The organism is Staphylococcus pseudintermedius (genome assembly GCF_034042775.1).
In the GTDB taxonomy this organism is placed as follows: domain Bacteria; phylum Bacillota; class Bacilli; order Staphylococcales; family Staphylococcaceae; genus Staphylococcus; species Staphylococcus pseudintermedius.
Window position 1 is genome coordinate 1,582,430 of the sequence record NZ_CP120150.1, and the last position, 12,452, is coordinate 1,594,881.

Sequence of the window (12,452 nt, forward strand, 5' to 3'; positions counted from 1 at the left end):
GAACGATTCTTCATTGCTATTTAGAATAAGCCCTATTGATATAATATAGGGAGCATGTTCTTGTTTTAAAAAAATATATAAGTGACGCAGGAAAAAATTTCAGTTACAACCAAAGGCTATGGAGTCTTATTTTAGTTTCATCGCATAAATGTAACTGTATTTTTTCAGCGCTGCATTATTTTTACACACTTTGAGAGGTGTAACTAGCCATAAAACTGCCATTATTCATTGTCTTCTTATAATGAAAAGAAATCATTATAACGCCATTTAAATGTTCAATCATGATGCTTTAGAGATTTATAAAGGGTTCTTATTTACATTACAAAGGGATAATAGAAGATAAAACTATCACATTTATTTAGGGTACAGGTCGGTTAGCAGTAGATCAAAAACAAGATAGTTAGAGCAAAAGATGTTTTTCCATTTGGACAACTCTAATTTTTGAACAAAAAAACGCATCGATTAGAGGCGTGGTGGGTCAAACATATACTTAATTACAGGTATTTGAGTATTGAGCTCTCGTTTGGTACGTGTTAACAGCTCAGAAGGAAGCATACTTTTAAGCTCAATTATCTTCATAAACTTTCAAAAAAACACTGCGATGCTTCACACATCCCAGTGTTCTTAAAAATTAAAATGGCAAATTCATACCTTTTAACATATTTTGCAATTGCGCTTGCTTACCTTTTTTACCTTTACCGCCACCTGTAAACTGCTTCATCATCTTCTTCATATCATTAAACTGCTTCAATAAACGGTTTACTTCTTGCAATGTGCGCCCTGAACCTGCCGCAATACGACGTTTTCTTGAAACATTCAATTTATCTGGGTTTTCGCGTTCTTCAGGTGTCATGGATTGAATAATCGCCTTAATATGATCAATTTGTTTGTCGCTCATATTGAGTTTGTCGAGCCCTTTCATCTTGTTCATACCTGGGATCATTTTCATAATGTCGTCTAGGGGTCCAAGATTTTTCACTTGATCGAGTTGTTCTAAAAAGTCTTCTAATGTAAATGAAGAAGTACGCATTTTTTTCTCTAAATCTCTTGCTTTTTCTTCATCGACATCTTGTTGTGCTTTTTCGATCAGACTCAATACATCACCCATACCTAAAATACGTGATGCCATACGTTCTGGGTGGAACAACTCTAAACCATCTAACTTTTCACTCATACCTACAAATTTAATAGGTTTTTCTGTGACGGCACGGATAGAAAGTGCTGCACCCCCACGTGTGTCCCCATCTAATTTCGTTAATGTCACACCTGTGACGTCGAGCTGTTGGTCAAACGATTCTGCAACATTGACTGCATCTTGACCTGTCATCGCATCAACCACGAGCATGATTTCGTCAGGCTTCGAAATTTCTTTGACTTCTTGTAATTCGTTCATCAATGCTTCGTCAATGTGTAAACGACCTGCTGTATCGATAATGACAAAGTCTAAATGTTCAGCTTTGGCATGTTGTAACGCGTTTTGGACGATTTGTTGTGGTGGCACTTGATCGCCTTCGCTATATACAGGGATGTCAATTTGTTTCCCAACTGTTTGTAATTGGTTAATCGCTGCTGGACGGTAGATGTCACCTGCTACGAGTAACGGCTTTTTGTTATACTTTTTGCGCATGAGCAATGCAAGTTTCCCTGCTGTTGTCGTTTTACCAGCACCTTGCAAGCCGACCATCATGACAACGGTAGGCGGTTTTTTCGCCATCGTAATCGACGTGTTGTCGCCACCCATTAATGTTGTCAGTTCTTCTTGTACGATTTTGATGACTTGTTGCCCTGGTGTTAATGACTTCATCACATCAGATCCTAATGCACGTTCTGAGACTGTGTTGACAAAGTTTTTAACGACTTTAAAGTTAACGTCCGCTTCCAGTAAAGCAAGACGTACTTCACGCATCATTGCTTTGATATCAGCTTCAGTCACTTTACCTTTACCTTTTATTTTCTGCATTGTTGCTTGCAGTCGATCGGATAATCCTTCAAAAGCCATAAAGTGACCCTCCTTATTCTAGTTCTTCAAGTTCTTGGATATATTGTTGAATGTGTTCTGGTTCATGAATATGGTTTCGTATTTGTTGAAAAATCTCTTGTCTACGGGTAAAACGGCGATAAAGTCCTAACTTTTGTTCGTAATCCTCTACTAAATCACCAGTTCTTCTTATGTTATCATACACCGCTTGACGACTCACTTCAAATGTCTCTGCAATTTCACTGAGCGCATAGTCTTCTAAGTAAAAAAGACGTAAATAGTTACGCTGCTTTTCAGTGAGTAGTGACTGATAAAAGTCAAAAAGATAATTCATTCGGACGGTTTTAATTAAATCATCGTCATGGTGCATCGTCTATCCCTCATTTTCAGGTTGATTTTCCGCTACTTCTGGTACATTTTGTTCAATCATATCTGCAAATAAACCGTAAACATAACTTTCTGCGTTGAACGGTTGTAAGTCATCCAGTTTTTCACCTAAGCCAACGTATTTCACTGGAATGTGCAATTCATTTCGGATGGCGAGGACGATACCGCCTTTAGCTGTTCCATCAAGTTTCGTTAAGACGATACCTGTCACGTCTGTCACTTCTTTAAATGCTTTCGCTTGTGCCAATGCATTTTGTCCTGTTGTCGCGTCGAGTGCCAGTAATACTTCGTGAGGTGCATCAGGTACTGAACGGCTAATGACACGTTTCACTTTTTCAAGTTCGTTCATTAAGTTTTGTTTATTTTGTAAACGACCCGCTGTATCACAAATTAAAATGTCGACACCTTTATTTTTCGCAGCGTTGATCGCATCGTACATGACAGCGGCTGGGTCAGAACCTTCACCTTGGCGAATGACATCAACACCAACACGTTGCCCCCATACTTCAAGTTGCTCAATCGCACCTGCACGGAATGTATCTCCAGCAGCTAACATCACTTTTTTACCTTGTGCTTGATAGCGGTGTGCAAGTTTACCGATAGTTGTCGTTTTACCAACACCATTCACACCCACCATTAAAATGACATTCAAGCGGCCGTCTTCAATATTCATCTCTTCTGACTTTTCATCGTCTTGTTGATAAATTTCTACAATTTTTTCGACGATTGCTTCACGCAAATCTTCTGTTTCAGTAATATTGCGACGTTTTGCTTCCATGCGTAATTCATCGACCAGTTCCATCACTGTATTGAAACCGACGTCGGCTTGGATTAACATTTCTTCTAATGCTTCAAAGAAATCTTCGTCGACTTTACGATAATGTGCTAATAAATTGTTTAATTGATTTTGGAAGTTTTCACGTGATTTTTCGAGTCCTTCACGGAATTTCGCACCAATTTTTTGTGATTCGAGCTCTTCAAATTCCTCAATCGACATCAAGCCATCATCAAATTCATCTTCAACCGAAGTTAAATCATTGTCTTGATGGACAGTTTCACTAGGAGCAGTATGTTGTGTGCGTTCAGGTTCCTGGTGTTCAACGGCATCTTGTTGCAAATCTTGTTTGAGTTGTTGTTCATTATCAGGTTTCGCAAATTTATCCTTTAATCGTTTAAAAAAGCTCATATTATGCTTGTTCCTCCTTCAATACTTCATCTATCGTATTTAAATTCACACTTACGAGTCGTGACACGCCCATTTCTTGCATGGTCACGCCGTAAAGACAATCACACATTTCCATTGTACCTTTACGGTGGGTAATGACAATGAATTGCGTCTCTTTCGACAATGTTTTCAAGTATGTCGCATATCGAACGACGTTCGCCTCATCCAGTGCTGCTTCGACCTCATCCAATATAACAAACGGTGCGGACCTTACTTTCAATATCGCAAACAGTAAGGCGATGGCACTTAACGCACGTTCGCCTCCACTTAATAACGACAAGTGCTGTAGTTTTTTACCTGGGGGTTGGACTTTAATATCAACACCAGCTGTTAAGTAATCTTTTTCTGTCAATATGAGTTCCGCTTGACCGCCACCGAATAAATTTTTGAACACGCTCGCAAAGTGGTCTTGGATCGCATGGAATGTCGTACTGAAACGTTCCGCCACTTCTGCGTCCATTTCTTGAATAATTTGTTCTAACGTCGCTTTGGCTTCTCTTAAATCATTGCGTTGCTCCGATAAGAATGTATAACGTGCAGACACTTCTTCATATTGCTCAATCGCATTCAAATTCACATGGCCTAATTCATCAATCGACATTTGTGTAAGCTTCACTTTTTGGCGTAATGCATCAATATTCGCATCGGCTAACGAATAAGACGATTTCGCATGTTCGAATGTCATATGATATTTTTCATTCAAATGTTTCAACGCTTGATCAATGAGGACATCTAGCCTTGATTGTGCAGACTTGATATTTTGATACTGGTTTTCAATTTCTAACAATTTTTGATGAATGGACTCTAACGCTTGTTCATTCGATTCAATCAAGTCTTCAATATCTTGACGCTGTTGTCGTAATTGTCGCTGTTGTTCGAGATGACGTGTTTTAGCGTCTTGATATTTTGTAATTTGTGCTTGAATTTTTTCAAGTGTCGAACGGTCATTGACTTCATCTGAATTAATCAATGCCAATTGATCCGTTAGTTTTTGTTGTTGTGCATCGATTTGTTGTTGTTCTTTTTCCATACGTTTGAGCTGTTGTTGTTGTGTCTTGATACGTTCAACAACGACAGCGAGATCAGACTTGTATTGATGAAGTTGTTGTTGTAATTGTGATGCTTGTGCTTGAGACACTTTGCGCTGTTCTGTCATTGCTTTAATTTGTTGCTCCATTTGTTCGAGCTGTTCCGCAATTTCAACTTGGCGCGCTTGTTTATCTTTTAATGTCGCTTCACTTTTATCACTTTGATACCCATCATTTTTTTCAAACTCAAACTCTTCATGTTCATTTTTTAAACGTTGTTCGATTTCACGATAACGATCATGTTCTAATGACAAATCGTGAAGTGCTTGTTTATACGTGTTGAAATCTTGTTGTGCTGTGACATATTGTTCACTCAACGTATCTTGTTGTGATTTTTGATTTTGACAAAACAGTTCCAATTGCTTCGTCTTTTCGAGATATGTCTCTAACTGGGCTTGCAGTTGTTGCAGTTCATCTTTTTGTCCGAGTAGGCTTTGACGTTGTTGTGTACCGCCCCCAGTCATTGAACCACCTGGATTAACGACATCACCTTCTAATGTGACGATGCGCGTTTGATATTGAATCGCGCGGGCCATGTCATTCGCATTTTTCAAGCCATCTACAATTAAAGTACGGCCTAATAAATTGTCGATAATCGCTTTGTATGTCGTATCAACTTTTACCGCTTCACTAGCGAGCGTCACAAATCCCGTCATTTGTTGGGCTGTTTGGACGACGCGTGGGTCTAATGTTTTTGCTTTAATGACGTTCAACGGTAAAAATGTGGCGCGTCCTAACTTTTTCGTTTTCAAAAATTGAATCGCTTGACGGGCTGCTGCTTCATCAGATACGATGACATGTTGCATGCTCGCACCTAAAGCCGTTTCTATCGCTTTCGTATATTTTGAAGGGACATCGATTTGTTGTGCTACTGCACCATGAATCCCTTGTAATTGTTGAGCTTTCGCTTTTAAAACTGCTTTAACACCTTGATAAAAGCTACTCAAATCGTCTTCTCTCATTTTCATCGTTTCAATGCGTGCTTTCAACTTATCATTGTAACGGTAAGCTTGATACAGTTGTGATTCTGCCTCGGTTTGTTCAGATTTCGCTTTTGATAATGATGCCTCAATTTGTTTGCAATCATTTTCGATTTTTGTCATTTGCCGCTTTTTTTGTTGTTGACGTTGCTCGATGTCGTGCATATGTTGTTGGGCATCTTTTAACTGCGCATATGCTTCAGTCAATCTAGAATCGATACGAGATTGTTTCGCTTTATGTTCTTCAATCGTTTTCGTCAAAAATCGAATGTCATTGTTAATATCCGCTTGTTCAGTCATTAATTGATAATACGTATCTTTTAAGGTCTCAACATCTTCTTCCATCGTTTCGTCAGACTGATACAATTGTCCTTCGAGCGTTTGAATGTGTTGATTTAATTGTTGGCGCTTTTCTTTTAATTGACTCAGCGTTTTTTCAGTTTCTGCCACATCTTGATCTAATTGTTGCTGATGTTGTGCAATAGACGCTTGTTCTTCTTCAATACGCGCATTAGATTGTGATTGATTCTTTTGACGCTCTTCAATCAATTGATATTGCCCTGTCAACTTCTCCACTTGTTCTGTCGTTTCAATCAGTTGTTGGTTGACTTTTTCTAATTGCTGATCGACTTCAAAACGTTCACCTTTTGCCTTTTGCATCGTATGTGAGATTTGCGACTTTTTATGATGCGTATCGGCTTGCTGACTCTTTAATTCATTCAATGCCGTGTCATGTTCCGCAATTTGCGTTTGATGCGACACGATGTCATGCACCGTTACACGAATATCACTTTCTTTTAAAATGTCACTCAACTGCAAATACTCTTTCGCAATCGCCGCTTCTTCTTTTAACGGTTCCACACGACCTTCTAAATCGTACAAAATGTCTTCCACACGCGTTAAATTGTCTTCGGTATGGGACAACTTTTCTAATGATGCTTCTTTGCGCTTTTTATATTTCAATACTCCTGCAGACTCTTCAATAATTTGACGGCGATCAGTCGGTTTCGCGTTGAGCACTTCATCGACACGACCTTGTGAAATAATGCTGAACGCTTCTTTACCGAGTCCAGAATCTAAAAAGAGCTCATGTATATCTTTCAGACGACGACGTTCATTATTGACATAAAATTCACTGTCACCATTCCGGTAAAGGCGTCTCGTTACGATAACTTCTGTCGCATCAAAATTCAACAAACCCTTGCTATTATCGAGTTTCAACTGCACTTCAGCAAAGTTTTGAGCATTGCGATGCTGTGCACCAGAAAAGATAATGTCTTCCATTTTACTGCCACGCAATGAACGCGCGGATTGTTCACCGAGCACCCATTTAATCGCATCAGTAATGTTACTCTTCCCACTACCATTTGGCCCAACGATGGCAGTGACACCTTTGTCAAATTGAATTTGAGTGGCTTCCGCAAATGATTTAAATCCGTATGCATCAATTGACTTTAAATAAACCATATTCTACTCCTTATGCGCCATCAATAAGTATGCTTGTTCGGCTGCTTTTTGTTCAGACTCTTTTTTCGTACGACCTTCACCTCGAGAGACGGCTTCCCCATTTAATAAGATTTCGGAGGTGAACGTTTTGTTGTGTGCAGGTCCCTCTTCTTTTGCAACCCGGTACTTAATCACACCTAAATAGTTTTGATGAACATATTCTTGAAATTTTGTTTTAAAATCGACGACACCGATCAGTTGGCGTCCTTTAACGTGTGGGAAAATGACTGCTTCTGCAAATTGCCACACTGCTTCAAGCCCTTGGTCTAAATACAGTGCACCAACAAATGCTTCAAAGACATCCGCAACTAACGATGGACGTGTTCTCCCGCCTGTTTTTTCTTCTCCTTTACCGAGCAAGATAAGCGGCATTAAATTGATATGTTGCGCGAAAACAACGAGCGAGGGTTCACAAACGATATTCGCACGCATTTTCGTCAATTCTCCTTCAGGCAACTTAGGGAATGCATCGAATAAATAACGCGATACAGTTAATTCAAGTACCGCATCTCCTAAAAACTCTAACCGTTCATTATGTTCAGTACGGTCCATGTTAAAGTCATTAATAAAACTAGAATGTGAAAAAGCTTGTTGATACAGTGACATATTATCATACGTCAAATTCAGTGCTTTCATTTTTTTCGCAAAATTCTCTTGAAACTCAGCGATGAGCGTTTCCTTACGCACTTTTGTCATGCCATCATTTCCTCCTTTATTTCTTTCAATCAGATGCATGGACATTTTCAATTTGATTATCCGACCATCCTCAGTTGCATATCACATTGTTAACACGCACATGGGATACTACAAGTTGTGACGACCGCTATAGTTGAATACGCTCTCAAACTTTTAGTGAGCACATCACATTGTCATCGTGTTCAATAAAAGTGAGACCCATCTTTTCAAAATCCATACCCATTACCATTATACGTGATATCCAAACCGAAACCTATCCATTCACTAAAACTTCTCATACTTTAAACTTCATATCAGGATAGGATTGGGGTATAAAAAATTGGATGCTATTGATGCAATATTTTTGTTAAACTTCCCTTCCTATGATTTATGACTTTAGATTGCCTTCATGGCTTCGCGTTCCTAGGGGCTAGCCCTACAACTAACTCACGCTTGATTAAACTATTACATTTGATGAGGCGTTAGTGGATTTTGGGAGCAGTACAGAAATCTCATGTGTAACAAAGAGTTCGTCGTACTGCCCCCCCCGAAAGACTGACTAGACTTCTCAAAAGGGAACGCATTGAGAAGTCAGACAGCTACTGCGATAAATAGTACCCACTAAATAAATATCAGAAATCATATTTAAGTCTTTGATTCATCCCCTCAGGAGTCTCAGCCTTCTGAGCAATCTTAAATCAAATATCGTGAACTGAAGGCAAGTTTATGAAGTCAAGAAAACAATAGCATCAATTTTTATCCCATTCACCCTCATTTTCCGACCGTATTAAAGTCATTAATGAATCAGCAATCTATGTATGGCTTGAGGCTTAATTTTTCCAAGCCCCATTCCTCGGTATACACAGCAAAATATAGTAAAGGAGCTGAGGAAACTTAATGTCCCAGCTCCGATAATCATTATTTGTCAAGTGTATTAATGTAATTAACAGCGTCTCCCACTGTGTTGATTTTTTCGGCTTCTTCATCTGGAATTTCAGTACCGAATTCATCTTCTAATTCCATTACTAACTCTGCGATATCAAGTGAATCAGCGCCTAGATCGTCTTTGAAAGATGCATCTTCAGTGACTTTGTCAGCGTCTACGCCTAAACGGTCAACGATGATGTCTTTTACTTTATCGAAGTTTTCCACGTTGTTTCACCTCCTTATAAAATAATGCTTTGTTTATGTAACGCATGTTGCGCGTTTTTTTATCGAATTGAAGTACTCGACTGTTATATTTTGCCATTTTATCGACTTAAATACAACCCATTTCAATGAAGTTCACCGCGTTCTACATACATTTCATTAACATCTTATGTGCGTTGAACAAAAATCTCTGTTTTCACTCAAGATTTCATAATCGATACGCTGTCATGATTATTCCATGTGCATGCCACCATTGACATGAATCGTTTGGCCAGTAATATATGCTGCTTTATCTGAAGCTAAAAATGCTACTGTATGCGCGATGTCTGTATCTTGACCGAAACGACCTAATGGAATTTGTGTTTTCATCGTCTCTTTCAAGTCATCGTTTAACGCATCAGTCATATCTGAAACGATAAAGCCTGGCGCAACAGCGTTGACAGTAATGTTACGTGATGCCAATTCGCGCGCTGCAGTTTTCGTCATGCCAATAACGCCTGCTTTAGACGCCACATAGTTAATTTGACCTGGGTTCCCAACTGCACCAACAACACTTGTTAAGTTGATAATGCGTCCAGCACGTTGTTTCAACATTTGTGGCGTTGCTTTTTGGATACAGTTAAAGACACCTTTTAAGTTTGTATCAATCACATCATCCCACTCATGTTCTTTCATTCTCATGAGTAAGTTGTCTCTCGTAATACCTGCGTTGTTCACAAGCACGTCAAGTGAACCGAAAGTTTTGACGATTTCTTTAATCATGGCTTTCACTTCATCACCATTTGCAACATTTGCTTGCATAGCAACACTTTCGACACCTTTATTTTTAATTTCTTCAACAACAGCCTCTGCTTTTTCTTGGTTACCCGCGTAGTTAACGACAACATTGTATCCTTCTTCAGCAAGTTGTAAGGCAATACTACGGCCAATTCCACGTGAAGCACCTGTCACTAATGCAACTTTACTCATTTCCAATCCATTCCTTTACATCTTCGAGCGTTTGAATCGAAGTTATTTTTACATCTCTACTCATTTTTTTAACTAAACCTGATAATACTTTGTTCGGACCGACTTCAATGAAATGATCCACACCTTGATCGATTAACCATTGAACAGAATCAATAAATTGCACCGGCGAATACAATTGTTTCACCATTTGTTGTTTAATCGTCTCTGCGTCTGTTTCAGGTCTTGCATGAACATTTTGTACGACGGGGGTTGTCGCATCATGCCACTCAAATTGATTGATATACGTTTTAAATTCATCTTCAATGACTTGCATCATAGACGAATGAAACGGTCCTGAAACGTCTAATGACATCACTCTTTTCGCACCAAGTGATTTACCTTCACTCACTAAACGATCCACAGCAACTTTATGACCTGACACAACGATTTGTCCTGGTGCATTAATATTCGCAGGCTCGACGATAGCATCTTCTGTTGAGATTTGATCGCAAATGGCTTTCACTTCATCAAATGATAAACCTAATACTGCAGCCATACCACCAACACCATTTGGAAATGCTTGTGCCATCAATTCGCCACGTTTACGAACGATTTGTACGGCATCTTCAAACTTTAAAACACCGCTCATCACAAGGCTTGAGTATTCGCCTAAACTGTGACCAATCGTGTAATCAGCAGTCGATTGACCCATCGCAGCATAAAGTGCAATGCTATGTGTTAACAGTGCAGGTTGTGTATTTTCAGTTTGCCCTAACACTTGATTGGGATCTTCAAACATCGTCTCAAGTAAATTAAATGGCATGTGTTCAGCGGCTGCTTCTAAAATTTTCGTCGCCGCTTCATCTTGTTGATACAAGTCTTGTGCCATCCCTACCTTTTGTGCCCCTTGTCCAGGGAACATCAACACAGTTTTACTCATCAGTGTCGCCTACCTTTGCTCTCATATTTTCAACAATTTTCGTTTCACCCGCAATTTTCGCTTGACGAATCGCTGAATAAAACGCCTTTGCATTTGAACTGCCGTGCGCTTTGACCACGATACCGTCCAATCCTAACAACACTGAACCGCCATATTCGGAATAGTCCAACTGTTTCGCGATACGTTTAATGTCATTTTTTAAGACGAGTGCTGCTAATTTATTCTTAAGGCTCGATAACAAATCATTTTTCAAAATTTTACCGAATGATTTGGCAGTGCCTTCTAGGTTTTTCAATACGATATTACCTGTAAAACCATCTGTCACAATTACGTCAGCTTCATCTTCCATAATCGATTTTGCTTCAATATTGCCGGTAAATTTGAATTGGTCTGTTTCAGACATTAAACGAAATGCTTCTTTTGTTAAGCTATTCCCTTTTTTATCTTCTGTCCCAATATTCAATAATGCCACTCTCGGTTCTGCAATATCTCTTAACTTTTGCGCATAAATATGACCGAGTACCGCATTTTGATACAAATGATCCGCTTTCGCATCAGCATTTGCACCGACGTCTAAAAATACGACACCTTTACCGCTCACCGTCGGCAAAGTAACGACTAACGCTGGTCGCGCCACCCCTGGCAAACGCCCTACAATAAAGAGGCCTGCCGACATGAGTGCGCCTGTGTTACCTGCTGAGACACATCCGTCTGCTTCTCCATTTTTCACTGCTTCCGCCATACGGACCATAGAGCTGTCTTTTTTGCGTTTAATGGCACGCACTGGCTCATCTTCCATTGAAATCTCTTCAGTTGTATGATGTATTTCAACTCTTGGATGGTTCAAATGACATTGCTTTTCATCACCGAAAAGAATAATCTCCAAATCATCGAAATCTTGTACCGCTTTTTCAACAGCTTCAAGTACGATGTGAGGGGCATCGTCGCCACCCATCATATCTACAGCTAGTTTTACCATCTTATTCATCCTCGCTTATGTAATACATTTTAAATAGGCCTTCAAAGACTTTTTCTTGCGCAACGAATGACGTCACACTCATTTCATAATATTTATCATCATGAAATTGGACTTCCGCTTCTGCAACAACGACATCACCCAATTGTACAGGTTTGACAAAGTGGATGTGACTTTCTTTCGTCAGTACGGATGCGTGTTTCACAATCGCGACACATAATGAATTCGCTTGTGCAAACAACACATGTCCACGTGCAATCGCATTTCGCGTAAAGACATCTTTTTTTGAAATCGTCATAATTGACTTCCCAGATAAATTAGGTTCTAGTGACACGATATCACCTATAATGTCTTGATCTTCAAGGGCACTAATATTTTGATATTGATCTTTTGCTACATTTTTCACGCGTTCTCGAAGTTCAGGAATTTGTAACTGGCTTCGATCAAGGCGTATCGTCTGTATGCTCACTTCAAACATGTCACTCAAAGCTTGATCAGTGATAAATGGATTTTGCTGGATGGTAGTTTCAATAAGTGTCCGTCTTTCATCTTTCGTCTTTTTCACATCATCGCCACCCAAATTTAGTACCAAGTCTTAAT

At 39.4% G+C, this 12,452-nt stretch carries 10 protein-coding genes; all 10 read right to left on the bottom strand.

The features are described 5' to 3' along the window. Positions 1 to 631: 631 nt before the first annotated feature. The 10 genes from ffh to fapR all read right to left on the bottom strand — a co-directional run bounded on the left by ffh (position 632) and on the right by fapR (position 12,417). Positions 632 to 1,999: a signal recognition particle protein gene (gene ffh / locus P3U61_RS07500; protein WP_015729019.1), complete on the bottom strand. Its 1,368-nt coding sequence runs from the start codon at positions 1,997 to 1,999 to the stop codon at positions 632 to 634. A 13-nt stretch (positions 2,000 to 2,012) separates the two neighbouring features. After that, entirely contained in the window at positions 2,013 to 2,348 is a 336-nt protein-coding gene (locus P3U61_RS07505) for a putative DNA-binding protein (RefSeq protein ID WP_014614119.1), read from the bottom strand. A gap of 3 nt (positions 2,349 to 2,351) precedes the next feature. Continuing rightward, entirely contained in the window at positions 2,352 to 3,551 is a 1,200-nt protein-coding gene (gene ftsY / locus P3U61_RS07510; RefSeq protein WP_063278821.1) for a signal recognition particle-docking protein FtsY, read from the bottom strand. Between the two features lies 1 nt (position 3,552). Continuing rightward, positions 3,553 to 7,125 (bottom strand): chromosome segregation protein SMC, encoded by a 3,573-nt coding sequence (gene smc / locus P3U61_RS07515; RefSeq protein WP_063284331.1) that lies wholly within the window; start codon positions 7,123 to 7,125, stop codon positions 3,553 to 3,555. A gap of 3 nt (positions 7,126 to 7,128) precedes the next feature. Beyond that, positions 7,129 to 7,860, bottom strand: a complete 732-nt coding sequence (gene rnc / locus P3U61_RS07520; RefSeq protein ID WP_063284330.1) for a ribonuclease III — start codon at positions 7,858 to 7,860, stop codon at positions 7,129 to 7,131. A gap of 897 nt (positions 7,861 to 8,757) precedes the next feature. Further along, positions 8,758 to 8,991, bottom strand: a complete 234-nt coding sequence (locus tag P3U61_RS07525) for an acyl carrier protein (protein WP_014614123.1) — start codon at positions 8,989 to 8,991, stop codon at positions 8,758 to 8,760. A gap of 228 nt (positions 8,992 to 9,219) precedes the next feature. Then, positions 9,220 to 9,957, bottom strand: a complete 738-nt coding sequence (gene fabG / locus P3U61_RS07530; RefSeq protein ID WP_014614124.1) for a 3-oxoacyl-[acyl-carrier-protein] reductase — start codon at positions 9,955 to 9,957, stop codon at positions 9,220 to 9,222. After that, entirely contained in the window at positions 9,950 to 10,876 is a 927-nt protein-coding gene (fabD, locus tag P3U61_RS07535) for an ACP S-malonyltransferase (RefSeq protein WP_063284329.1), read from the bottom strand. Before fabD ends, fabG begins: the two co-directional genes overlap by 8 nt. After that, complete coding sequence (plsX, locus tag P3U61_RS07540; RefSeq protein WP_063284328.1) at positions 10,869 to 11,855, bottom strand: phosphate acyltransferase PlsX; 987 nt, start codon at positions 11,853 to 11,855, stop codon at positions 10,869 to 10,871. The genes fabD and plsX overlap by 8 nt, the downstream gene beginning before the upstream one ends. A 1-nt stretch (position 11,856) precedes the next feature. Further along, the gene (gene fapR, locus P3U61_RS07545) at positions 11,857 to 12,417 is read right to left on the bottom strand and encodes a transcription factor FapR (protein WP_026066989.1); all 561 of its coding nucleotides are present in this window, start codon (positions 12,415 to 12,417) and stop codon (positions 11,857 to 11,859) included. Between the last annotated feature and the right edge of the window lie 35 nt (positions 12,418 to 12,452).

Coding starts and splice junctions, on each gene's coding strand:
- ffh (WP_015729019.1), bottom strand. CDS start 1,999: ATGGCTTTTGAAGGATTATCCGATCGACTGCAAGCAACAATGCAGAAA.
- P3U61_RS07505 (WP_014614119.1), bottom strand. CDS start 2,348: ATGCACCATGACGATGATTTAATTAAAACCGTCCGAATGAATTATCTT.
- ftsY (WP_063278821.1), bottom strand. CDS start 3,551: ATGAGCTTTTTTAAACGATTAAAGGATAAATTTGCGAAACCTGATAAT.
- smc (WP_063284331.1), bottom strand. CDS start 7,125: ATGGTTTATTTAAAGTCAATTGATGCATACGGATTTAAATCATTTGCG.
- rnc (WP_063284330.1), bottom strand. CDS start 7,860: ATGACAAAAGTGCGTAAGGAAACGCTCATCGCTGAGTTTCAAGAGAAT.
- fabG (WP_014614124.1), bottom strand. CDS start 9,957: ATGAGTAAAGTTGCATTAGTGACAGGTGCTTCACGTGGAATTGGCCGT.
- fabD (WP_063284329.1), bottom strand. CDS start 10,876: ATGAGTAAAACTGTGTTGATGTTCCCTGGACAAGGGGCACAAAAGGTA.
- plsX (WP_063284328.1), bottom strand. CDS start 11,855: ATGGTAAAACTAGCTGTAGATATGATGGGTGGCGACGATGCCCCTCAC.